The following is a 22,990-nucleotide window of genomic DNA, read 5'->3' as shown; positions in this document are numbered from 1 at the left end:
CGGCGCCCTCACCGCACACCGCGGGCTGCGAATGCACACCGATTGGGTGTCGCCGCTAGTCGCACAGCAACGTCCCGCGGATCAGTTGCTTGGCGGAACCCAACGCCGCGTGGTAGTCGTCGGCGGGCAGCGTCGCCGCCAGCTCGGTCAGGCCATAGATCAGCGAATAGATCGCTTCCACGGCACCCCGCGGATGGCCGTCGTCGACGATGCCCTCGATGATCTCCCTGAAGGCCTGGAACGCGATGCCGCCGGCCACGGGCGAGTCGCGGGCGACCGCGTTTTCCGCCCGGATCGCCCATTCGAAAGCGGCGAGATCGGGGTATTCGCGCATCAGCTGAGCCGATTCGTCGAGCACCGCCTCGATTCGTTCGATGACGTCGCCCGGGCCGCCGGCAGCCCGACGCAGCCGAGGCAGCGCGATGTCCGTCCTCGCCGCGATCGCCGCCTTGATCAGCTCCGACTTGTTGGGAAAGTAGTTGTACAGGCTGGCGCTGGTCACGTTCGCCGCGCGAGCGATCTCGCGAATCGTCGCCCGCGAATACCCGGCCCTCGCCACGCAGCGCATGGTGGCGGCGATGATGCGCCGGCGGGTCTCCTCGCCGCTGGCGCCGGCGGGGCGGCCCAGCTGTGCCCGTGTCATTCAATGTCCTCACCATCGTGCGGTTCCGTTGAATATAATCGGCTGATCAATTAACTCGGAGTCGGTCGCGGAGGTGCACATGGCCGCGGCACCCTCTCCGTTGGGACGCCCGGTGGGCGCCAATGGTGAGCAGACCCGCCGGCGCATCATTGCCTCGACCATGCGCTGCGTGGCCGAGGTCGGCTATTCCAAAACGACCATTCGGGAAATCGCCACGGCCGCGGAGATGACCAGCGGCAGCCTGTATCACTACTTTGCAAACAAGTCGGATTTGCTCGACGCCACCGTTCGCGAAATCGATGAGATGGCACTGCCGAGACTGCGAGCCGCCGCGGCGCAGGCGGATGATGCCGTCGATCGCCTCGAGGCGGTGCTCGACGAGTTGGACCGGCTGATGCGGGAGTATCCCGACCTGGCCGCGTTCGATCGCGCGATGCGCGCCGAAAGCCGCGCCCACCGACGCGGCCGACGAGGCTACCCGGGCCTCAAAGCCTTGCGCCAGACCATCGATGGCATCATCGACGACGCCCGGGCCCGGGGGACGCTGCCGCCGGGCACCAACCCGGCCGCCGCCGTCAACGCGATCTATGCGCTGACCCGCGGTCTGACGGAGCAGGCGGCCAACCTGACACCGGAGTCCTACGCGGCCACGCTGCGATCGGCCAAGGAGTTGATCAGGGGCACGCTTTTTCCGCGGCCAACGCGTCGCCCAAAGCCCACAGCGCAACACCGATCAATACGAGATCCTTGAGCAGGAATTGGCCCGGTAGCGCCGACAGCACGGGAAGGCCGGCGGCGTGCGCAATGAGGTCCTTCCTGCCGGGCAGCAACGGGAGGGTCCGTGCCACAGGCACGATCGACGCCACCATCGTTTTCAGACCCTCGGCGACCGCCGCAGTATTGACTCAGCCGTCGGTCAACGTCCCTGATAGCCCTGATAGGAAGGACCTCACCATGCTGCTTCCCCTGGCGCCGGAGCCGTTTGTGGCTCCGACCGACCGCGACATGCTTCCCTCCGAGCGACGCCGATTCGTCCGGACCCACCGCACCTGCGTGTTCGGTTACCGTCGCCGCAACGACGGCCCGGCCATGTCGGTCGTCTACTACATCCCCACCGACACCGGGGAATTGCTCGTTTCCACCATGGCGGGCCGCGGCAAGGCGCGCGTCGTCCAACGCGACGGCAAGGTCAGCCTGTGCGTCCTCGACGAAATATGGCCCTTCAGCTACCTCCAGGTCTACGCGGACGCGACCATCGATGCCGATCGCGAACTGGCGACCGATGTCATGATGGCAGTCGCCGGTCGCATGTCCGGTCAACCGCTCGACGAGGCGGCGCGCCCGGACGTGGCGGCCATGTGCGAACGAGAAAACCGGGTCGTGATCCGCTGCCGGCCGTACGCCAGCTACGCAACGCCGCCGCGACACCTGCACCGAAACGACCAGGTCGAGCAGTTGACCCACTGGGTCTCCGGTGTGGTGGCGTGGGATGCGCCGGACCCGTCATGAATTCGCGTAGCGGTCGTGCAACTTGGCCAGTGTGGCCTCGATGCCCGTCTCGTTGGCCTTCCGGAAGCCCATCAACTCGTAGTACCTCAGCGCGTTCTTGATCGCACCCGCACGGCTGTAGTCGAACGTCTCGGTGACCCGCGTTCGGGTAGGCGAAAGCGATTCGAACTGCCACCGCCAGCGGTGCCCCAGCGGATGACGCCACTCCACCAATTCGCCGGGTTTGAGCGCGGTCACCGTGCTGGTGATGCGGTACGGCAGCCCGTACATCTTCATGCTCGTCGAAAACTTCGAGCCGACAACCATATTCGGCGGGACCTTGATGTTGTTGAGCACGGTGCCGGATCCATCCAATTCGGCGTGCCGGCGGGGATCGGCGGCCAAGGCATACAGCTCGGCGGCCGGCGCGTCCACTTCGACCGACCGGCTCACCTGGCGGGGTCCCGCATCGACAACGTTGACGGTCATGGCGGCCTCCTTCCGGTTGACCAGCAGCGCACGGTCGACGCTACGCTTCGCCGGGTTGCACCTGCGCACGGGCAGGAACAGCCACAGAACAGGGGGCCAGGAAGGAAGCCAACGGACCCATGAGTCAATCGATCTCGGGAAGGGTGGCGCTGATCACCGGCGCCGCGCGCGGACAGGGCCGAGCACACGCCGTACGACTCAGCGCCGAAGGCGCCGACATCATCGCGCTCGACATCGCCGGGCCCTTGCCGCCCAGCGTGCCCTACGATTCGCCGACTCCGGACGATCTGGCGGAAACGGTGCGGCTGGTGAATGCCGCGGGTGGACGCGTCATCGCCACGGCCGTCGACATCCGCAACCTCGATGCTCTGCAAGCCGCCGTCGACTGGGCGGTCGGTCAGCTGGGACGCCTCGACATCGTCGTCGCCAACGCGGGCATCTGCAGTCCCGCGGCCTGGGACCACATCACCGCCGAATCCTTTCGCGACACGATCGACACCAATGTGACGGGCACCTGGAACACGGTCATGGCAACGGCTCGACACATCATCGAGGGCGGCCGCGGTGGTTCGATCATCCTCATCGGTTCGGCCGCCGGCATCAGAGTCGAGCCGTTCATGGTCCATTACGTGACGAGCAAACATGCGGTCACCGGGATGGCGCGCGCTTTCGCCGCCGAACTGGGCCGGCACAACATCCGAGTCAACAGCCTGCACCCCGGGGCGGTCGCCACCCCGATGGGCAGCGGCCAGATGCGCGAGGCCATCCGATCGGCCGGCGAATCGTATCCGTACCTGCGCGGCCTGAACCGACCGTTGCTGCCCGAAGGCACCGCACAACCCGAGGACATCGCCGACGCCGTCGCCTGGCTGGCCTCCGACCAATCGCGATTGGTCACCGGCACCCAGGTTTCGGTGGATATGGGCATCTCATACTGCTGAGACGGAATTGGCCGCGCCAGAAGTGCGCACCGAGAAGGCCGGGTGCAATGGCTTTTTCAGTGTTTTAGGTGTCGGCAACACCCTGCGGCTCCGCTCCTTCGCCGACATGTTTCACGACGGTCCTGTGGAATAGTTGATCTGGCCTGCCGCGTTCCCAAGCCCCGGCCGGTGGATTATTCGCAGAGCGATCCGATTTAGCGAAGGTCACGAGCGTTGCCGCAATTCGTCCAAGAGTGGTCCTTGCTGCACGGGTGGTTGCCGGCTGCGGTACAGGCGCTGACCTTGCTGGTCGCGGTCGCCGGCATCGGGTGGCGCAGACGACGCTGGCGGGGTTGGACGATCCTCGCTGCGCTGGCCATAGCGGCAGGCGTCACGGCGCTGTCGTACCGGTACATCACGTCGATCGGGCTGGCCGGGGATCCGGCACCGCCGTCGCTGTGGCTGTGGATTGCCACCAGCGGAATCGCGGTCGCGGTGCTGTTGCTCGGATGGCCCGGTGCCCGTTGGTGGCGACGGGGCCTGGCGATCCTGGCCGTACCCCTGTGCGTGTTGTGCGTCGCCCTGGCCGTGAACGGCTGGGTCGGCTATTTCCCCAACGTGCTGGCGGCGTGGAATCAGCTGACATCGCGGCCGCTGCCCGACCAGATCGACCGGCTGCGGGTGACCGCGATGCAGCTCGAGGGAACAAAGCCGGACAAGGGCGTCGTGGTCCCCGTGACGATCAGCGCCGACGCGTCGCACTTCCCCCACCGCCAGGAACTCGTTTATCTGCCGCCGGCGTGGTTCAGCAGCAACCCGCCGCCCCGGCTGCCCGCGGTGATGATGATCAGTTCGGCTTTCAATACCCCCGCCGATTGGCTGCGCCCCGGCGGCGCCTTCACCACCATCGACGACTTCGCGGCCACACATCACGGGTTCGCCCCCGTGCTGGTGTTCGTAGACCCCACCGGCTCGTTCGACAACGACACCGAATGCGTGAACGGAACCCACGGCAACGCCGCCGACCATCTGACGAAGGATGTCGTCCCCTTCGTCGTCTCGAACTTCGGCGTCAGCGCCGCCCGAGCCAATTGGGGCGTCGCGGGGTGGTCCATGGGCGGCACCTGCGCGATCGATTTGGCGGTCATGCATCCGGACCTGTTCAGCGCGTTCGTCGACATCGCCGGGGACCGCAGCCCCAACGTCGGTGCCAAGGACCAATCCATCGCCCGGTTGTTCGGCGGCGACACCTCTGCCTGGGCCGATTTCGACCCGGCCACCGTCATCGCTCGGCATGGCCCCTACACCGGCGTCTCCGGTTGGTTCGACGTCCCCGCGTCCTCCGAAGCACGCAACATCGCCGAGCGAGCCAATTCCACCCTCGGCGTGCCCGGCATCGACGCGGCCGCCAACCCCGAGGGCCAGGATGCCGCCGCCAACTCGTTGTGCGCACTCGCCGCCGCCAACGGGATCACGTGCGCGGTGGTCAGCCAACCCGGCAAACATGATTGGCCGTTCGCCGCCCAGGCGTTCGCCGCATCGCTGCCGTGGTTGGCCGCGACACTGGGGAGCCCCGGCGCCGAGCCCGTCGAGCTGCCACGACGCGGCGCCGGGACGGCGCCGTGATCCGAACCGTTATCCTTTTGCTGCTGAGTTCACAGCGAAACCTCCCGTAACGAATCCCGCATATCGCCGCCGCTAGTGGTACGGTTCGCTGCTGTGGCTGCGCAGTTTGGCGACATGGGGGTCCCTGGTACGGGTGCCCGTGTGCCGACCTCGCACCGCAAACGGCGTTCGAAGCACCGCGTGAAATTCACCGTCCCCAGGCCCTCAGACAGGGGTTGGAACTTTTCGGGCGCGTCGTCGGGGGTCTCCCCCGAGCTCAATCGGCGTCGTTTTCTCGGGGCGCTGGCGGCAGCCACCGTTGCCGGGGTCGGCGCGGCTCGTCTGGTGGTCGACCCGCAGCCGCGCACGTTCGCGCAGGCACCCGAGGCGCGGGTGCCAACCTCGGGCCCCACCGCACCGTCGGCGTTGTTACCGCCCCCGCCAATGAGCGCCCGCATCCCGCTGCCGGGCGGGGGCGCGCTGACCAAGATTCCGGGCCAGGGCGATCTGCTCGCCCTGACCGTCGATGACGGGGTTAACAGCGACGTGGTGCGCGCCTACACGCAGTTCGCCAAGGACACCGGGATTCGGCTGACGTTCTTCGTCAACGGCGTCTACCCGTCGTGGACCGAAAACCTGCCGATGCTCCGACCGCTGGTCGACTCGGGTCAGATCCAGCTGGGAAACCACACCTGGTCGCATCCGGATCTGACCACGCTGCCGAAAGATCAGATCGCCCAGCAGATCGGCCGCAACGACCAATTTCTGAAGAAGACATACGGCATCGGCGCCAAGCCATACTGGCGGCCACCGTATGGAAAGCGCAATGCCGCCGTCGACGCCGTGGCGGCCGATTTCGGTTACACCGTCCCGACGTTATGGTCGGGGTCGTTGTCGGATTCCACGATGATCACCGAGGACTACATCGTGAAGATGGCCGATCAATACTTCGCCCCGCAGGCCATCGTCATCGGCCACCTCAACCATCCCCCCGTCACGCACGTCTACCCGCAGCTCGTCGAGATCATCCGCGACCGAAACCTGCGCACCGTCACGCTCAACGACGTGTTCCTGAAAACCCCGTAGCGGTCGCCGCTCGACAGGAACCCGCATGCCGTGCGGTTGCCGCATACGGCCGCTGAGGTCAGGCGGTGGCCAAGCGGGCGAGGCGCTCGTTGAGGGTGGCGTGAAAGTGCCCGGCCGCGCTCTCGTGCCGCCCGAACTCCACGAATTCGTTTGCGCCTGAACGCAAGCCGCGCTGGACGCCCTCCGACATCTCGTTGTCCTCCACCGCCCCGCGCGCCACCAGGGTGCCGGCCGGACTGATCGGGGGGCCGGGCGATACCCGCTCCGCGAACCCTGCCTTGACCATGGAATAGATCGTGACCGTGCTGTGGTCGATGTCGACCGGGTCGATCACGATGACGAGGACCAAATCCGGGAACGTCGCGACCATGACGTTGGGGAAGAGGTGATACACGTAGGTCACCCGGGCGTCGGTCGACCAGGTGGCCTCCGGACGGTCGCGAAGCCGTTCAATATTGCGGTACGGGAAGGTAAGTCGGCTATTGGGACCGAATGCCTCGATCACGTTCAGATCGTCGTATTGCAGCGGGAAGAAGGTGTCCTTGTGCGTCGCCTTGATGTGATAGCCCTCGAGAAACTGCTCGACCAGAACCTTCCAGTTCATTGCTCGCGGCGTGGAATCCACGTAGATGAGCGTTTCCGCGGGGACAAGCTTGTCGCGCCACGGCGTCCCGTCGGTCAGCGCCGCCATCGCCTCGTCGACCCAGCCTTGCGGGCCCGCATCGCCGGGGTCGAGCGCGCCGATCACGAGGAGGCCGTCCACCTCGCGGCTTTCGACCTCGACCAGGCCGCGGGTCGACATGTCGAGACCAGGAAAGGCGTCGGCGTGGGGAACGTATGAGAGCGTGCCGTCCAGGCGATAGGTCCAGCCGTGATAGCGGCACACCAGCGCGCGGGCGCAGCCGGCGTCCTCGACCAGTGCAAATCCGCGATGCCGGCAGGCGTTGCGGAACACCCGCGCTCGTCCATCGCGCCCGCGCACGGCGAACAGCGGCACTCCGAAGGCGACTCGCTGCACGTGGTCGCCCGGTTTCGGGATCGCCGCGCTGGGAACAAAAACGCTCGGCAGCGCGCGAAGCAGCCGCAGTTCCTCCGCGAATCTGTCCGGGCGCAGGTAATTTTCGACGGGCTCACGCCACGGTGCTCCCTCGTCGGTGGTACCGGCGTCGATATGCGCGAGGATGCGCCGAACGATCTCCACATCATCCGCAAGCACCGACTTCGTCGGCGAGACCATGCGGGTCAGTATCACATCATGGATGTCACGCGTCAATGATTTCGTGATATTTCGCGGACGATCGGCGAAGATGGAGACGTGCGCGCATTCTCGCGGTCCCGCCTCACCGAGCTGATCGGCAGTCGTCCGCTCAGCGCGCGCTCGGTACTCGCTTCGGCCCTGTTGGGTTCCGACAACGGCCGGCTCACGGTGGCCGAGCTGGTCGCGGTGGCTTCACAATTCGGAATCAGCGCCGGCGCGGCCCGCACCTGCCTGTGGCGGATGGTGTCCAACGACGAGCTCATTGGCGATGACCGCAGCTATGCGCTAGCCGGGCGATTGTCGGAGCGCCGTCAGCGCGTCGACGAGGCGTCCCGGATCGACGATGCTGCGCGCGTGTGGGACGGAACATGGGAACTGGCCATCGTTTCCCTGGACCGCAGGTCGGCATCCGATCGCCTCGAGCTGCGGAAGGCGGCAACAGCGCTGCATCTGGCCGAGCTTCGGGAGGGCGTCTGGATTCGCCCGGAAAACCTTGATCCGCAACGGCTCCCGACGATACGGGCGGTGCTGGACCGGCAGTGCATCCACTTCCACGGCGCCGCCACGGATATCGCCGCCGCCAGAGTCCGATCACTGTTTTCCCTTGACGACTGGGCAGCCGACGCCGGGATCCTCATCGAGGCGATGAACGAGGCGCTCACGGCGGGCAATCGAGAGGAGTCGGCCGAAGGGTTCACCTACGAGTTCGCGCTCTCGATCGCAGTCGTCCGCCAGCTACAATTCGACCCGCTCCTGCCCGTCGAATTCACCGCCGACGATTGGCCCGGAGACGCGTTGCGTCGCACCTACCGCCGGTTCGACCATGCATTCAAACAACGCATCAACAGCGTCTTCCGCCGGTCCTAGGGCCGTCGCGGAAGGTGCCTACAGCGAATCGATCACGTCCTTGGCCTCCCGTAGTCCGGCGCCGGTCAGCTCGCGGTACAGCTTGATCGCGGCGATGGCGTTGCCGCCGCGGGCAAGGGAAATGACTTCGGCGGGGACACCGCCGTGCCCGGGGACAGCCGCGTCGCTAGCGAATGTCGGGCACGGGAGCCCGACGGCCTCCGACAAGAGGCGCACCTGCTGTTCGAGCAGGGCAAGGCGTCGGTTGATGAGCGCGAACCCTTCTTCCATTCCGCCACCATAATCGGATCGCGGCGTCGTCCTTCCCCACGCTTCGCGGCCAAATTCAACGCCGACATCTCGGCATGTCGAACCTACGCCGGACCGGATCGCTATCAGGCCTCGGATTCGGCCGACAGCAGCATCTGCAATATTTCGCGCAACTCGCCCAGCCGCTGTGCCCCCAGGATCAGTCGCCACCGCTTCTCCACATCGACTGCAGTGGAACGCATTACGCGTATCGCTTGGCGACCGCGTGGCGTCAGCTCGATGATCTGGGCTCGGGCATCGGCTGGGTCGGGCACTCGACTCACATAGTCGTGTCGTTCCAGAGCCGCGACGGCCTGGGCCACGGCCTGCCGGCTCACCCTCAACCGTTCGGCCAGAGCCGACGCGTGCAGTCCGCCCGCCGCCAGCGGTACGAGCACAACCGCTTGGCCCGGGCGGATCCCGTCAAGACCGGCCGCGTCCAACGCCGATCTCAGGCGGGGCGCCCCAGACGCGGCGACCAAGTTCACCAGGGCCGGCACGGTCGGCGTCCACTCGGCATCCACGACACGTCGCATGGCCACGAGTGTGCCACCCTCGACGATTGACAAGCTACTTGTCAAAGTTCTCGCCGGGTGCCAGGATGAGTGCCATGCGTTCTCGCTGCCTTCGAGCGCTCGGCGGATGTCTTCTCCCGGTTCTCGTCATGGCGCTCGGCGGGTGCCTGGGCGGCGGGCACGCGTCCGGAACGCCCGGCGCGCAGTCGATCCCGGTGGGCCAGTCCACCCAGACCGTCGAGTCGGGCGGCGTGAGCCGGACCTTTCACCTCTACCGGCCGCAGGGATTGACCGACGCGGTGCCTCTGGTCGTGATTCTGCACGGCGGCTTCGGCACCGGGGAGCAGGCCGAGCGTTCCTATCACTGGGACAGCGAGGCGGACGGCGGGCATTTCCTGGTCGCCTACCCCGACGGTCTCAACCGCGCCTGGAACGCCGGGACGTGTTGCGGTGAGCCGCAGCGCATCAACGCCGATGACGTCGGCTTCATCACGAGCATGGTTGGAGCCATCGAGCAGGAAATCCCGATCGACCGCGCTCGCGTCTACGTGACCGGGATGTCGAACGGGGCCATGATGGCGCTTCGACTCGGATGCCAGAGCGACACCTTTGCCGCGATCGCCCCGGTGGCGGGCACGCTCCTGACCGACTGTTCCCAGGCGCGACCAACATCCGTGCTACAAATCCACGGCACGGCCGACGACAGGGTCCCCTACAACGGTGGGCCCGGAAAGGCCCTAGCCATCAACGGGAATCCGCGCGTCGACGGCCCGTCGGTGGAGTCGGTCAATGCCACCTGGCGTGCCATCGACGGCTGCGGTTCGCCGGCTTCGAGCACTGTCGGCCCGGTGACCACCCAAACCGCGGGATGCGCGGACGGGCGCGCGGTGGAGTTGGTCTCTGTTGCGGGCGCGGGGCACCAGTGGCCCGGCGGCGAGCCGAGTCCCCTCGCGGAGCGGCTCGCGGGGATTCCCGCCCCATCCACGGCGCTCGACGCCACCGACATCATCTGGCAGTTCTTCGCCCGGAGCCACCGTTGATTGCGCATCGCGCGTCGAGTCGGTGCGCCCCCTGCGCGTTTCCCGCCGAACGATTCAACGTTCGACCACGCGCGGGTAGGGTGACTTCAATGCGAACCCGATCGGTGACCGCGGCGATCGCCGCCATCGCGATGGCCACGACAGGTTTCACGGCGGGTTACTCCCCCGTGGCGCAAGCGGCGCCGCCCGACGAAACCACCTGCTACGAAATCAGTTTCGACAAGGACGCCCTCATGCTCTCCACCACACCGGCGACTGCACGCAAGTACGCCGACGCACTGGAAAAGTATGACATGCCCGACTCGGTCAAATCCGCGATCGAACATTTCGTCGCCACCGGCGGCGGCCAACTGTCCGATCCGGATCTCGATGCCCAGCGAACTCTGATCGCGAATTGGCTCAAGCAGATGTGCCCCCAAGTACACACGTACTGATCCGCTGAAACACCGTTGCCATCAGCTTTCGCCGAGCATTGCGTCGATGAGGCGGTGCAGCACCTCGCGGGTGTCTCGGCGGGCCCGCTCGGGATCCTCGGCGGTGGCGATGAACATGGCCGCCTCATCGAGGGCGCCGATCAGCACGTGGGCCAACGGTCGCACCGGCTGGCGGGCCAGCTGCCCCGCGTCGATGGCCCCGGTGAGCAACTGCTCGGTCATGCCCAGGCTGTAGCGCTGAGCGACATCGCGGAACGCGGCCCAACCAAGCACACTGGGTGCGTCGAGCAGGATCAGCTGCCGCACCTCCGGATCACTGGAGACCTCGAGCCAGGCGTCGACCGCGGCGCGGATCGCGTCCGCGGGCGTCGTCGCTCCCGACTCGGCCACCACGGTCGCCATCCGGGCCATCACATCCTGCTCTACCGCCTCCACGACCTCACTGAAAAGCGCTGCCTTGTCCGCGAATTGGTGGTACATCGCGCCCCGGGTGACGCCGGCGGCCGCGGCGATCTCGGGCGTTCCCACGTCGGCGTAGCCTCGCCGACCCCACAGCTTGCGGGCGGCCGAGATCAACGCGTCACGCGTCGCCGCGGAGCGTTCCTCCTGGGTGCGTCTCTTGATTTCCATACAACCTGTTGCTAACTTACCAACAGACAGCCTGTTTGTAAGTGTATCCAGTGGGAGCCATCTATGCCGACGATCGACATTAGTGCCGGGAGAATCCATTACGAAGCAACCGGACCGCAAGACGGCAGGCCCGTTGTCTTCGTCCACGGATATTTGATGGGCGGCGATTTATGGCGCCAGGTCAGCGACCGCCTCGGTGACCTCGGCCTGCGCTGCATCGCCCCCACCTGGCCGCTGGGCGCGCACCCGGAACCGTTGCGTCCCGGCGCGGATCGAACCATCACCGGCGTCGCCGGCATGGTCGCGGACGTGCTTGCCGCCCTCGGTCTCGAGGACGTGGTGCTGGTCGGCAACGACACCGGCGGCGTGGTCGCACAACTTGTGGCGGTGCATCATCGCGAGCGGCTGGGCGCGTTGGTGCTCACGAGTTGCGATGCCTTCGAGCACTTTCCGCCGCCGATCCTCAAACCGGTGATCCTGGCCGCCAAGTCCAAGACGACGTTTCGGACCGCGGCCCAGGCCATGCGCGTCCCGGCGGCGCGCAAACGCGCCTTCGCCGGGCTGGCGCACCGCAACATCGACGCGCTCACAGAAGCATGGGTGCGGCCCGCGCTTTCCGATCCGGCAGTCGCGGAGGATCTGCGTCAGTTCACCTTGTCGCTGCGCACGGAGGTCACCATAGGCGTGGCCGCCCGCCTGTCCGAGTTCGACAAGCCGGCGCTCGTAGCGTGGTCGGCCGACGACGTCTTCTTCGAGCTCGGGGACGGCGAACGGCTGGCGGCAACCCTTCCGAACGCGCGCCTGGAGGTCATCGAGGGAGCAAGGACATTCTCGATGGTGGACCAGCCGGACCGGCTGGCGAATCTGCTGTCGACGATCGCGGTGCGCACCTAATCAGCTGTCGGCGGACGGGTTTCGGTGGGGGCGCGCGACATGTGGCGGCGCACGGGCCCGGCCCACAGGCCCACCGATGGTGCATCGGGCGCCTCCCGGCGATAGGTGATCGGAACGTCGATCGATGCGGGGCGGGCACCGTCGGTCGGATTCCGCACTACCCGCACCCGCGCTTTGGTGGTACGACCGGCCGCGCGCCGGTCATATTCGGCGCGGCGGGCGGGATCGCGCAACAGCGCGTATGCCGCGAGCACCTCCTGCAGTCCATCGTCGGCGGCCTCCGATGCCTGCGCGGGTCGGGTATCGGGATGATGAGCGCGGAGCCGCTCGCGGTAGGCGCGGGTGATCTGGGTCCGGCTCGCCGTCGGCGGCACACCCAACACTTGATAGGGATCGAAATTCATGCCGGTCACGAGGCGCACCTCCGAGACGAACGCGGTTGCCGCCGTGTGGGATACGGCCGACCTTCACGCGGCCGAGGGTTCGGGCGTGATTCGGGCGTGATGACTCGCGTACGCCCACCCGGCTGCGCCACGAGTGATGGCAGTGCGTGCGCGAGCACCCGCTTGGGTCCGCGTCGGCCGCATTCATGCGCATACCTACTCACGGTGGGCAGCACGCGAGTCATCGCCCGGTGCTGGAAATCGCTCTGGCTCATCACCTCCCGTGGTCGACGGTCATCGTGGTGTTGTGGTCTGCACGCGGGCCTTTCCCGGAGGAGAACGCCGAGTCGGCCACACCGGCACGGTGTGCTGACGGGGCCGCCAGTGTCGCGGCCGGTCGGGCAGCGCGGGGCGTGGCCGTCCACCTCCTATGTTCTGCTCGGCGCACGGATCTGCGGTGAACGCCATAGTTTTCATATAGCACTGCCGCCAGATCCTTTCAAGCATCTTTCGACATCGTTTCGAGGCAGACGGCTGTGCAACGTGCCTATTCATCGCCCGAGAATCGGCGCCGGACGCCCCCGGCCAGTGATCCGCCAGTCAGCACGGAAGGTCGTGTGCCGGTTCGTGCGGTGAGGCTCCGGGCCAAGTCCTCCATGGCCTCCAACGAGGTGTGCCGCGGCTGCCACGACAGCTTCATCCGTGCTCGGGCCGTATCGAGCAATGGCATCGACGTGATCACGTCGAGCCAGCCGGGGTCGATCGGTTGCAGCCGGGCCCGCCACGCCGCCATGGCGAGCGGTCGCAGGAGTCGTGGCGGGATTGGCAGCGCCAGCGCGCCGAAGGTGCGGGCGATGTCGTTGGGACGCAGCGGTGGTTCCGCGGCGAGATTGAAGGCGCCGAACGCGCGGCGCTCGATGGCGTTCAGGCATGCGTCGGCGACGTCATCAACATGGACGACGGGCACCTGGAGCCCCGTGTGGACCGGTAACAGCGGCAGCAGGTTGAGCAAGCCGGGCGGGAAATAGGCCGGAAACGCTCCCCGCCGGATGCCGGGCGCGGCGCGCCGCCCAACGATGAACGCGGGGCGCAGTCGCGTGATCGGAAGGCCGTCACCTTTGCGGTCGTAGTCGTCGAGCAATGCCTCCGCGGCCGACTTGGCTTGGCTGTACGCGGACGTGGGAACCCCTGCGGTCGACCATGATTCGTCGACACGCTGTCCCTGAGCGGGTGCGTAGGCCGCGGCGGAGGAGAGGTAGACGAGCTGGCTGACGTCGGCCACATGCGCGGCGATGAGTACTGCGTAAGTGCCGCCGACTCCGACGGCATCGAGGACGCGTGCATTTCGCGTCGACTGAGCAGGCCACGCGAGGTGAACAACGCAGCGGACCTTGGCGAACATCCGCTGCAGCCGGGTGACGGCCCCGGGATCGCCCAGGTCGACCCGGTGCCATTGCGCTGACGACGACACAGCGCCGGGCGGCGGGAGGCGAGACGCGATCGCATGCAGGTCGTATTCAATATCGCTGCTGCTCAGCTTTTGTAGCAGCGCGCCACCAACGGCGCCGCTAGCGCCGGTGATTACCACTCGTCTGCGCCTCATGGGACCGCTGCCCGACTACCCGATCGGGCCGCGCCTGAAACCGGTTTGTCGCTCCGCGCGTAACGCCACGGCGAAAAATCGCATGGGATTTCGCGGCCACGTTACGCTCGCGGTCATGGAAAACGCACTGCGAGGGCGACGGATCCTGGTCACCGGCGCAGCGACGGGAATCGGCGCTGCCGCCGTGGCGGTCCTCACCGAGGCGGGTGCCGACGTCGCCGCCACCTATCACCAGACTCCACCGCCGGACGAGCTCCCGGCCACGTGGCTGCAATGCGACGTGCGCGATGCCGACGCCGTCTCCGCGATGGTGCAACAAGCCGCCGAACATCTCGGCGGACTCGACGTCCTGGTCAACGCCGCGGGGCTGTGGCAGGCCGGGATACCGGGATACATCGGTGTCGACGAGATCTCGTTCCTGTTGGACACCAATGTGAAGGCGACCATTCTGACGAATCAGGCCGCCTACGCGGTGATGAAGGACCAACACCCCAAGGGCGGGCGGATCATCAACTTCGGATCTTCCGAAGCCGTTATGGGAAGCCCCGTTTCCGCCGTGTACGCCGCTACCAAAGGCGCGGTGCAGGCGTGGACACGATCCGCTGCCCGCGCATGGGCCGCGGACAACGTCACCGTCAACGCGTTGGCCCCAGCGGTGCAGACGGCGGGCGCCGACCGGTTGCGGGAGTTCCTCGGCCCGGAAGCCGGTCCGCTCATCGACCAGCAGATGAAGATGATGATTCCGCTCGGCGGGACCCTCGGAGACGCGGCGCGAGACGTCGGGCCGATGCTGGTTTTCCTGGCCGGCCATGGTTCGGGCTTCATCACCGGGCAGCTACTTGCGGTCGACGGCGGTCTCATGATGGTAGGCGGATAGGGACGGCGATCCCCATGGCTGACGACACGATTCAGGCGCTTCTGCAGAGGCGCTTGTCCGATCCGGCGGTCGCAGTGAAACACTCTGAGCTGCAATGGAGTTGGGCCGAATACCTGGCAAAGTCAGCGGCGCGGGCGGCCGCCCTGATCGCCTCCGCGGACCCAGAGCAACCGATGCACATCGGCGCGCTGCTGGGGAACACGCCCGAGATGCTGGCCCAAATGGCGGCCGCGGGGCTTGGCGGCTACGTGCTGTGCGGCCTCAACACCACCCGGCGCGGCGAGGCCCTGGCGGCCGACATCCGCCGAGCGGACTGTCAGTTCGTCGTGACCGACACCGAGCATCGGCCGCTGCTGGACGGTCTGGACCTCCGGGGAACACAAATTCTGGATACCTCGACGCCGCGGTGGGAAAGACTAGTCAGCGGCGCCGGCGAACTCGTCCCCTATCGGCACGTCGCCCCCGTGGACCCGTTCATGATGATCTTCACCTCCGGGACGAGCGGAAACCCCAAGGCCGTACAGGTCTCTCATCTCATGGCCACGGTCGCCGGTCTCAGCCTGACCGAGCGCTTCTCCCTGACCGAGCACGACACCTGCTACGTGTCCATGCCGCTGTTTCACTCCAATGCGGTCGTCGCCGCGTGGGCGCCGGCGGTGGTCTGCGGCGCCGCGATCGTCCCGGCGAAGTTCTCGGCGAGCAATTTCCTCGACGACATCCGGCGATACGGTGCCACGTATATGAACTACGTCGGCAAACCGCTGGCCTACATCCTCGCCACCGCCGAACGCGAGGACGACGCCAACAACCCGCTCCGGGTGGCTTTCGGTAATGAGGCCAACGACAAGGACATCGAGGAGTTCGCGCGCCGATTCGACGTTCAAGTCGAGGACGGATTCGGCTCAACCGAGAACGCCGTCATCGTGATACGCGAACCCGGCACGCCGGCGGGCTCGATCGGCAGAGGCGTGGATGGCGTCGCGGTGTACAACAGCGACACCGTCACCGAGTGTGCCGTTGCGCGTTTCGATGCCAATGGGGCGCTCGCCAACGCCGACGAAGCGGTCGGCGAGTTGGTCAACACGGCGGGTTCCGGTTTTTTCACCGGCTACTACAACGATCCGGAAGCCAACGCCGAACGGATGCGCCACGGCATGTATTGGTCCGGCGACCTGGCCTACCGCGACGCCGACGGCTGGATTTACCTGGCCGGCCGCACCGCCGACTGGATGCGGGTCGACGGCGAGAACATGGCCGCGGCGCCCATCGAGCGGATACTGTTGCGGCACAGCGCGATAAATCGCGCCGCGGTATACGCCGTTCCCGACGAGCGCGTCGGCGACCAGGTGATGGCCGCGATCGTCCTCAACGAAAACCGGACGCTCGAACCCGAGGAATTCGAGGCGTTTCTCGACGCGCAACCCGACCTCTCACCCAAGGCGCGCCCACGATACGTCCGCATCGCCGCCACGCTGCCCAGTACCGCCACCCACAAGGTGCTCAAGCGCGACCTGATAGCGCAGGGGACGGCCGTCGGCGAGGGCGAAACTCTGTGGGAGCGTGAACCACGCGGCACCGCCTACCGGCGCGGCGCGCGTCAACCGGGGCCATCTTCGGCGACCGGCTGACCCTCGCCGGCGAAGTACGGCAGGGTGAGTTCGCCGCCGACGGCATGGAATTGCACCCGCACGCGCATGCCCACCGCCAGTTCCTCCGGTGACACACCCACCACGTTGGTCAGCATCTGGTAGCCCTCGTCCAGCGTGACGATCGCCGGCGCATAGGGCGGCCGGAATTCCGGGGTCACGGGCCTGTGCACCACCGTCCAGCTGTATACCTCTCCGGCACCGCTGCTTTGCTGCCACCGCAATTCCGCCGAAAGGCATTGGCGGCAGTGCTCGGTGGGCGGGAAATTCACCGAACCGCAGGACTGGCAGCGTTGATAGCGCAACTGCGCCGCTCGGCATCCTTCCCAGAAGGGAACGCTGACATGGCTACTCGCGTGGGGCACCGGGCCGCTCTGAGGCCGCAACTGTTCGGAGGTCATCGCGGTTGGTCTCCGAGGATGATCACCGTGGTGAACAGGGCACCCGCACCGCCGTTGCTGCACAACGCGATGTGCGCATCGGGCACCTGGAGGTCACCCGCCTGGCCGCGCAACTGCTGAACGGCCCGTATCGCCCGCTGCATCATCTGCGGATTGGCGCCCGCGTGGCTGAAGGACATGGTCCCTCCATCGGTGGTGATCGGGTGGCTGCCGCCGATTGCCACGTGACCGTCGGCGACGAACGGGCCGCCCTCGCCCTCGCCGCAGAATCCGAAGGCCTCGAGCTGGCGGATGATTTCGAAAGAGAACGGATCATAGAGTTCCAACACGTCGACATCGTCGCAGCGCAGACCGGCGTGGCCGAACGCCCGCTCGGCCGCGTGTCGGCCGACGCACCCGTTCACGTGATCGCCGCGACGACCGACCAGATCCCATGCGGGCGGATGTTGATACGAGGGCCCGTGAAAGTCTGCGCCGCTGCCCAACACGTAAATCGGTCGGCTCGCGACCTCGATGCCTTCGATGTTCGCCAGCACCAACGCACAGCCCCCTTCGGACGTCGTGGCGCAGTCGAGGAGATGAAACGGCTCGGCGATCGGTCGCGACGCGGTGATGTCGTCGGGCGTGAACGGTCCGCGCTGGTAGTAAACGGCTTCGGGGTTTTGCGATCCGTTGTTGCGAATCGTGGCGGCCACGATGGACAGCTGTTCGCGGGTGGTGCCGTACATATGCATGTGACGCCGGGCGATCAGCGCGAACTCCGCGGCGGTGAACATCCCCCAGGGCGCGACGAATTCGTTCTCGGGCCGCGTCCACGGCGCCGTGGCCTCGTGGTCACGGTATTCACCTGCTTGAGCGGCGACCAGCACGACGACCTCGGCCATCCCGTGCTCGATTGCGGTGGCGGCCTCGGTGATCATGCCGACCCCGAAACCCAGACCCTGCCAGGCCGGGCCGACGCGCAGATCGTAGATCAAAGTCGTGGACAGCGCGCCGGCGCTGATGCCGTCGACGTCGTCGAGGCTCAGGCCGGCATCGGCGAGAGCGCCGTCAACTGCCTTGAGCGCCAAGCTTTGCGACGTTTCGCCGGCTAGGCGACGGCCCTGCCGGGTGTTGTGAACGCCGACGATGGCCGCGGTTCGCTTCGTCGAGCTAGTTCTCATCCGCGACCACCCCCAGATAAGTCCCGACCACGTCGTACCTTCGCCCGTCGCGGTCTATGGTCCCGATCGCCACGGAGCGCCCTTCGGGACGGGCCGCGCCCGTCTCGACGACGTCGATGCGCACGTCTATCGGACGCGCCGCGGCGGGATCGGTGATCTCGACGACCATCGCCACCGCGCGTTCGCGCTCGTCCCACGCAACCCCGGTGATGCGGTGCCGCGCGGTCAGCTCCATCACCACCGAGTCCTGCCGCAGCAGGAACCGGATGGGGGCGCACAACTCGCCGGCGCGCGGCGCCAGGCACAGCGTCACGGCCATCTCACAGTCCGGCCGGCCATGTGCTGGTGGCACCCGACGCGCGTAACTCGACCAGATCCGCGGAGCTGTGCCCCAGGAGACCCGTCAGCACTTCTGCGGTGTGCTGGCCATAAATCGGGGCCGCCCGCCGGATCCAGCTCCCCGCCCGTCCGACGAACCTGAAGGGCATTCCAGTGCACAAGAAAGAGCCCGCAACGGGATGGTCAACCGTTTCCCAGAAGCCGCGCGCCAGCAACTGTGGGTCGCTCAGCAGCGCCGCGGCCGGTGTGACGGGTGCCGCCGCAACCCCACCGGCGCGCAACGCGTCGACCGCCTCGGCCACCGAATGGCTTGCGGTCCACTCGGCTAGGAGTTGATCGGTTTCGTCGGCGCGCTGTCGCCACACCGCCTCAAGCGGGCCGAGGTAGGGTCGCTCGATGAGCCTCGCCAACGACGCGCGAGCCGCGTCGTCGATTGCGGCGAGCGCTACCCAGTCGTCATCACCATGACAGCGGTACACCCCCTGCGGCGTGGCGCCGGGGCCGCGGTTGCCGTCTCGACGGAGCTCGATGCCGTTGCGCGAGTGCTCCACCACGATCTCTGCGGCCACGTTCAGCGCGGACTCCACCATGGTCGATTCGACGTGCATTCCGGTCCCGACCCGGTCGCGGATCACCAGCGCGGCTATGGCGGCGAACGCGGCGTGCATCCCCGCCATGGGGTCACAGACCCCCCGGGGAATCACCGGTGGACCGTCGGCGTGCCCGCTCATCCACGCCATGCCGGTCGCCTGTTCCATCGTCTGCGCGAACCCGACGCGGTCACGCCACGGGCCGTCCAGGCCGAACGCCGGCATCCGGACCATGATGGCGCGGGGATTTGCCGCGGTCACCGCATCCCATTCGAGGCCGAAGTTGCCCATCACCCGCGGCGAGTAGTTCTCGAGGACGAGATCGCTGGCGGCAATCAGCTCCACCGCGAGGGTGCGGCCAGCCTCGGTGCTGAGCTCGACGCTGATGCCGCGCTTGTTGTTGTTGCTGCACAGGAACACCGGGCCCCACTCCCACCACTGGTCCCAGTCGGGTGGACGGCCCCCGGCGAACCGCATGCCGTCGGGGCGCCGAACCCCCTCCAGCTTGATGACGTCGGCGCCGAGCGCGCCGAGAAACTGGGTGGCGACCGGGCCGGCCCAAAACGAGGTGAGGTCGGTAATCCTTATGTCGGACAGGGGAAGTGCGCCGAGGGATGCCTGGCGGGACCGGTCGGGCCGCGGTGGCCAGTGGACGCCGCCGTTGTCGGCGCCCAGCAGCGGAGGCCGACCCGGCGGCCGGGTCGCGATGGCGTCGCCGCGGTACGGCACCCGCGGCTGCAGCACCCCGAGCTCCGATTCGACGAACACACCACGTTGCACGAAGTGGTCGACCTCGGGAAGGGTGGCGGGGGTGCCGATGGGCGCCACCGGGATGCGGAATGCCACCGCGAGCTCGATGATCTCTTGCGTGGTACGGATTTTCGTCCATCTCGTGAGCATGTCCAGGAACTCGTCGCGGCGCTCGACCCGTCCGGCGAACGACGCCAGCTCGGCGTCGTCGACCAGATCGGCGCGGTCGATCATGACCAGAAAATCCTGGAACTGTTGGGCAGTAATGGTGCAGAACCCGACCATGCCGTCCGCGGTGGGAACGATGGACGGCAGCTCGAGGCTGCGCTGGGATAACAGCGAATCCTTTCCCAGCACGCTCGCCGACATGGCCGACAGGCCGCCCATCGCGATCGCCATCGCCTCGTAGGTCGAGACGTCGACGACTTCGCCCCGGCCCCCGCGCGCGGCGTGCCGCGCCGCAGCGGCGGCGACCGCGGCGGCAAATGTGCCGGCCAACCATTCACCGAGCCGCCCCCCGGCTTGCACCGGCTCGTCTCCGGGCCATCCGCGGCCGGCGATCGAGCCGCACAACGCCTGCAGAATGAACTCGTTGGCGATCACCCTGTCGTCGACATAAGGGCCCGTGGTTCCGAACGGCGTCACCGAAACGACGACTGCCGACGGGCCGGTGCGGGCCGTGATGTCGTCGATCGTCCAACCGTCGGTGAGATCGGTGAGCACGACATCGGCTCCCGCCAGCAAACCAGCGAGTTCCGTGTCATCCTCGTTGACCACCGACTTCTTGCCGGCTGCCAGGTAGCCGAACAGGGCCCCGGGCGGGCTCCCGCCCGACCAGCCGCGTGCCGACCATCGCCGCAACGAGTCGCCCTGCGGCGTTTCCAATTTCACGACGTCGGCACCGGCGTCGGCGAACATTTTGCCGCAGTATGACACCGCGATGCCGTTGGACAACTCCAGCACGCGCCAGCCCTCGAACGGGACCTGTGCTGCCACGTTCACTCAGCCAGGGTGGTTGTCCGCCCGGTGATCCCGGTGGCTTCTGCCGTGACCGGCAAGCCGGCCTGTGCCTGCTGGGCGAACTGTGTCATCCGCGCCCACGTGTCGAGGTCGCGCTGGCCGGCGTGGCGGCCGACGTGCGTGACGACGTCCACATCCTTGGCTTGCGCGCGCAGCCGGCCGGCCCGCGCATGTTCCTTCGGGATATGCCGGAAGGGGTCGAAAGAGTATGCGGCCATTGCATTTTCGTGAGTGATCTTGTTGATCACCGCGTCGTCGAGATGGCCCATCGTCTCGACGACGTCCTCGGGCGCGAACGGCCAATTGCTGTCGGAATGGGGAAAATCAGACTCCCAGCACAACATGTCCTCGTTGAACCAGTCCATGTTTTGCACGCCGACTTTGTCGCTGATGAAGCAGGTGTAGAAGTGCCGCTTGAACACGTCGGTCGGCCCACTGTAGCCGGGCGGGAACGTGGCCAGCGTCCACCCGGAGTGGCGCTGGTAGACATGCTCGGCGCGCCAGAGAAAGTACGGTATCCAACCGACGTCGCCCTCGGTGAGCGAGAACTTGATCTCCGGGAAGTCGGCGTAGAACTCCGCCCAGATCAGCTCTGTGAACGTGAACATGCTCATCATCGACGACGCCGTCATCATCACGCTCGGCGGGGCGTCGGTCGAGACCTGCGGTGACCGGGAGGCGGACCCGACGTGGGTGCACAACACCGTCTTGTTTTCGCAGGCTGCCTCGAACAGCGGATACCAATAGTCGCGGTGAATACTGGGCATCTGCAACGCCTCGGGGTTTTCGGAGAAGGTCACCGCGTGGCAGCCCTTGTCGGCCAGGCGTTTCACTTCCCGCGCGGCTTGGCCGACGTCGAACAGCGGCAGGATGCCGCACGGGATGAACCTTCCCGGGTATGCCGCGCACCACTCGTCCACATGCCAGTCGTTGTAGGCCTTGATCATCACCAAATTGACTTCCGCGTCCGGTCCCTGGTTGAGCACCTGGCCGGAGAAGCCGGTGAAGTTGGGGAAATTCAGGCCGGCCAGCTGGCCGCCGGCGTTCATGTCGCGGATGCGCTCATCGACGTTGAAGCACCCGGGGCGCATCTCGTCGTAGCGGGACGCGTCGACGTTGTACATTTCCCTGGGTTTGCCCGCCACCGCGTTCAATCCCATGTTTCGTCCGCGAACCTCGCCGTAATACCACTGTTGGACACCGTCTGGCTCGATGACCACCCGGGGCGCAAGGTCCTTGTACTTGGCGGGAACGTGCGCGTCAAACATGTCGGCCGGCTCGGCGATGTGATCGTCCACGCTGATCAGAATCAGGTCGTCCTTGTTCATGCCGCACTCCCGTCACCGCTACGGACTCGTAGACCGAGCTCCGAGTCACACATTAGACCTGGCGGTCGGTGCATATCGGCGCGCTAATCGGCGGGTTCGTAGCGCAGCATCGTGACGTCATGCTCGGGATAGTCGAAGAACACCGGCCGGACGCGCATGCCGACCCGCAGGTCGGCGGGATCGACGTTGACCACCTCCGTGGAAAACCTTGGGCCCCCGTCCCATTCAACGATCGCGAGCAGTTGGGGAACGGCATCGGCGAAGTGGGGCCCACGGGCCTGCGAGCGACCGTGAACAAGTACAACGTTCCCATGCCGGATATCTCACGCCATTCCAGGTCGTCGGCCAGTGTGCGGGAGCGCGCACCCGCGGATAGAACACATAGGCGCGCGATGACGGCGAATACTGGATGACGATGCGGTGCTGGGCCAGGGCATCCCAAAACGGCGCGGTCGTAGGCGTTTTGACCGGCATTGGCCGTTCGAATGTCGTCATTGTCGGCTCAGTCTCCCTGCAGGATCAGCGTCGTCTGCTCGGACAGGATGCCGCCGTTTCCGGACACGAAGGCGCGCTCGCAACCGGCGACCTGAGCGGCGCCGGCGCGCCCCATGATCTGGCGGGTCGCGTCGCAGACGTGGTGCATGCCGCCTGCCAGGCCGGCCTGGCCGAAGCCCAGTTGCCCGCCGGCGGTGTTGAGCGGGAAATCGCCGCGGAAGGTGAGGTCGTGGTTGGC

General features: G+C 66.8%; 24 protein-coding genes and 2 pseudogenes. 11 read left to right on the top strand and 15 right to left on the bottom strand.

Annotated features, from left to right (window positions below; genetic code table 11):
• Positions 1 to 55: 55 nt before the first annotated feature.
• On the bottom strand, positions 56 to 643 hold the full coding sequence (locus JO059_RS14985; RefSeq protein ID WP_293320011.1) for a TetR/AcrR family transcriptional regulator: 588 nt from the start codon (positions 641 to 643) through the stop codon (positions 56 to 58).
• 79 nt (positions 644 to 722) lie between these two features.
• Between JO059_RS14985 and JO059_RS14980 the strand changes: the two genes are divergently transcribed.
• On the top strand, positions 723 to 1,394 hold the full coding sequence (locus tag JO059_RS14980) for a TetR/AcrR family transcriptional regulator (RefSeq protein ID WP_293320009.1): 672 nt from the start codon (positions 723 to 725) through the stop codon (positions 1,392 to 1,394).
• 203 nt (positions 1,395 to 1,597) lie between these two features.
• Positions 1,598 to 2,152 carry a pyridoxamine 5'-phosphate oxidase family protein gene (locus tag JO059_RS14975; RefSeq protein WP_293320007.1) on the top strand — a complete coding sequence of 185 codons (555 nt, stop codon included), beginning with the start codon at positions 1,598 to 1,600 and terminating at the stop codon, positions 2,150 to 2,152.
• On the opposite strand, the gene JO059_RS14970 is transcribed toward JO059_RS14975, so the two are convergent.
• Positions 2,147 to 2,620, bottom strand: a complete 474-nt coding sequence (locus tag JO059_RS14970) for an SRPBCC family protein (protein ID WP_293320005.1) — start codon at positions 2,618 to 2,620, stop codon at positions 2,147 to 2,149. The genes JO059_RS14975 and JO059_RS14970 overlap by 6 nt on opposite strands.
• Positions 2,621 to 2,739: 119 nt before the next feature.
• Between JO059_RS14970 and JO059_RS14965 the strand changes: the two genes are divergently transcribed.
• The 3 genes from JO059_RS14965 (at position 2,740) to JO059_RS14955 (ending at position 6,231) form a co-directional block, all read left to right on the top strand.
• The gene (locus JO059_RS14965) at positions 2,740 to 3,561 is read left to right on the top strand and encodes a mycofactocin-coupled SDR family oxidoreductase (RefSeq protein ID WP_293320003.1); all 822 of its coding nucleotides are present in this window, start codon (positions 2,740 to 2,742) and stop codon (positions 3,559 to 3,561) included.
• Between the two features lie 213 nt (positions 3,562 to 3,774).
• Positions 3,775 to 5,166: an alpha/beta hydrolase-fold protein gene (locus tag JO059_RS14960; RefSeq protein WP_293320001.1), complete on the top strand. Its 1,392-nt coding sequence runs from the start codon at positions 3,775 to 3,777 to the stop codon at positions 5,164 to 5,166.
• Positions 5,167 to 5,346: 180 nt separating this feature from the next.
• Positions 5,347 to 6,231: a polysaccharide deacetylase family protein gene (locus JO059_RS14955; protein ID WP_293319999.1), complete on the top strand. Its 885-nt coding sequence runs from the start codon at positions 5,347 to 5,349 to the stop codon at positions 6,229 to 6,231.
• A gap of 58 nt (positions 6,232 to 6,289) precedes the next feature.
• On the opposite strand, the gene JO059_RS14950 is transcribed toward JO059_RS14955, so the two are convergent.
• Positions 6,290 to 7,468 carry an SRPBCC family protein gene (locus JO059_RS14950; RefSeq protein WP_293319997.1) on the bottom strand — a complete coding sequence of 393 codons (1,179 nt, stop codon included), beginning with the start codon at positions 7,466 to 7,468 and terminating at the stop codon, positions 6,290 to 6,292.
• A 78-nt stretch (positions 7,469 to 7,546) separates the two neighbouring features.
• Between JO059_RS14950 and JO059_RS14945 the strand changes: the two genes are divergently transcribed.
• Complete coding sequence (locus tag JO059_RS14945) at positions 7,547 to 8,356, top strand: PaaX family transcriptional regulator C-terminal domain-containing protein (RefSeq protein ID WP_293319995.1); 810 nt, start codon at positions 7,547 to 7,549, stop codon at positions 8,354 to 8,356.
• Positions 8,357 to 8,374: 18 nt separating this feature from the next.
• Here JO059_RS14945 and JO059_RS14940 read toward each other — a convergent pair whose 3' ends face one another.
• Positions 8,375 to 8,626: a ribosomal protein L7/L12 gene (locus JO059_RS14940; protein ID WP_293319993.1), complete on the bottom strand. Its 252-nt coding sequence runs from the start codon at positions 8,624 to 8,626 to the stop codon at positions 8,375 to 8,377.
• A 104-nt stretch (positions 8,627 to 8,730) separates the two neighbouring features.
• Positions 8,731 to 9,180: a MarR family transcriptional regulator gene (locus tag JO059_RS14935; RefSeq protein ID WP_293319991.1), complete on the bottom strand. Its 450-nt coding sequence runs from the start codon at positions 9,178 to 9,180 to the stop codon at positions 8,731 to 8,733.
• Between the two features lie 74 nt (positions 9,181 to 9,254).
• Here JO059_RS14935 and JO059_RS14930 point away from each other — a divergent pair, with 74 nt between their 5' ends.
• Together JO059_RS14930 and JO059_RS14925 are read left to right on the top strand one after the other, a co-directional pair.
• Positions 9,255 to 10,199 carry a PHB depolymerase family esterase gene (locus JO059_RS14930; protein ID WP_293319989.1) on the top strand — a complete coding sequence of 315 codons (945 nt, stop codon included), beginning with the start codon at positions 9,255 to 9,257 and terminating at the stop codon, positions 10,197 to 10,199.
• Between the two features lie 89 nt (positions 10,200 to 10,288).
• Entirely contained in the window at positions 10,289 to 10,633 is a 345-nt protein-coding gene (locus JO059_RS14925) for a hypothetical protein (RefSeq protein WP_293319987.1), read from the top strand.
• Positions 10,634 to 10,654: 21 nt separating this feature from the next.
• Here the strand turns inward: JO059_RS14925 and JO059_RS14920 are convergent, their stop codons facing one another.
• Positions 10,655 to 11,263, bottom strand: a complete 609-nt coding sequence (locus JO059_RS14920; RefSeq protein ID WP_293319985.1) for a TetR/AcrR family transcriptional regulator — start codon at positions 11,261 to 11,263, stop codon at positions 10,655 to 10,657.
• A gap of 63 nt (positions 11,264 to 11,326) precedes the next feature.
• Between JO059_RS14920 and JO059_RS14915 the strand changes: the two genes are divergently transcribed.
• Positions 11,327 to 12,157 (top strand): alpha/beta hydrolase, encoded by an 831-nt coding sequence (locus JO059_RS14915; protein ID WP_293319983.1) that lies wholly within the window; start codon positions 11,327 to 11,329, stop codon positions 12,155 to 12,157.
• On the opposite strand, the gene JO059_RS14910 is transcribed toward JO059_RS14915, so the two are convergent.
• Both JO059_RS14910 and JO059_RS14905 read right to left on the bottom strand, forming a co-directional pair.
• Positions 12,154 to 12,561: a J domain-containing protein gene (locus JO059_RS14910; protein ID WP_293320015.1), complete on the bottom strand. Its 408-nt coding sequence runs from the start codon at positions 12,559 to 12,561 to the stop codon at positions 12,154 to 12,156. The two genes, JO059_RS14915 and JO059_RS14910, sit on opposite strands and share 4 nt — an antisense overlap.
• A gap of 526 nt (positions 12,562 to 13,087) precedes the next feature.
• Positions 13,088 to 14,143 carry an NAD-dependent epimerase/dehydratase family protein gene (locus JO059_RS14905; RefSeq protein ID WP_293319981.1) on the bottom strand — a complete coding sequence of 352 codons (1,056 nt, stop codon included), beginning with the start codon at positions 14,141 to 14,143 and terminating at the stop codon, positions 13,088 to 13,090.
• 115 nt (positions 14,144 to 14,258) lie between these two features.
• Between JO059_RS14905 and JO059_RS14900 the strand changes: the two genes are divergently transcribed.
• Positions 14,259 to 15,020 carry an SDR family oxidoreductase gene (locus JO059_RS14900; RefSeq protein WP_293319979.1) on the top strand — a complete coding sequence of 254 codons (762 nt, stop codon included), beginning with the start codon at positions 14,259 to 14,261 and terminating at the stop codon, positions 15,018 to 15,020.
• A 14-nt stretch (positions 15,021 to 15,034) separates the two neighbouring features.
• On the top strand, positions 15,035 to 16,648 hold the full coding sequence (fadD1, locus tag JO059_RS14895) for a fatty-acid--CoA ligase FadD1 (RefSeq protein ID WP_293319977.1): 1,614 nt from the start codon (positions 15,035 to 15,037) through the stop codon (positions 16,646 to 16,648).
• Here the strand turns inward: fadD1 and JO059_RS14890 are convergent.
• The 7 genes and pseudogenes from JO059_RS14890 to JO059_RS14860 form a co-directional block, all read right to left on the bottom strand.
• Positions 16,618 to 17,067: a Zn-ribbon domain-containing OB-fold protein gene (locus tag JO059_RS14890; protein ID WP_293319975.1), complete on the bottom strand. Its 450-nt coding sequence runs from the start codon at positions 17,065 to 17,067 to the stop codon at positions 16,618 to 16,620. The two genes, fadD1 and JO059_RS14890, sit on opposite strands and share 31 nt — an antisense overlap.
• On the bottom strand, positions 17,064 to 18,230 hold the full coding sequence (locus tag JO059_RS14885; protein WP_293319973.1) for a thiolase family protein: 1,167 nt from the start codon (positions 18,228 to 18,230) through the stop codon (positions 17,064 to 17,066). Before JO059_RS14885 ends, JO059_RS14890 begins: the two co-directional genes overlap by 4 nt.
• Positions 18,220 to 18,549, bottom strand: coding sequence for a hypothetical protein (locus tag JO059_RS14880; protein WP_293319971.1), 330 nt, complete (start codon positions 18,547 to 18,549; stop codon positions 18,220 to 18,222). The genes JO059_RS14885 and JO059_RS14880 overlap by 11 nt, the downstream gene beginning before the upstream one ends.
• Position 18,550: 1 nt before the next feature.
• Positions 18,551 to 20,905: a CoA transferase gene (locus JO059_RS14875; protein WP_293320013.1), complete on the bottom strand. Its 2,355-nt coding sequence runs from the start codon at positions 20,903 to 20,905 to the stop codon at positions 18,551 to 18,553.
• A 2-nt stretch (positions 20,906 to 20,907) separates the two neighbouring features.
• A complete protein-coding gene (locus tag JO059_RS14870; RefSeq protein WP_293319969.1) occupies positions 20,908 to 22,257 on the bottom strand; it encodes an amidohydrolase family protein in 1,350 nt (449 codons plus the stop codon).
• Positions 22,258 to 22,340: 83 nt separating this feature from the next.
• Positions 22,341 to 22,752 (bottom strand): annotated as a pseudogene (locus tag JO059_RS14865) (OB-fold domain-containing protein).
• A gap of 7 nt (positions 22,753 to 22,759) precedes the next feature.
• A pseudogene (locus tag JO059_RS14860) lies at positions 22,760 to 22,990 on the bottom strand (thiolase family protein); the annotation flags it as partial.

This window comes from Mycobacterium sp., from assembly GCF_019247615.1.
Lineage (GTDB): Bacteria > Actinomycetota > Actinomycetes > Mycobacteriales > Mycobacteriaceae > Mycobacterium.
The sequence above is the reverse complement of the archived record's forward strand: the minus strand, read 5'-3'. Positions and strand labels throughout refer to the sequence as shown.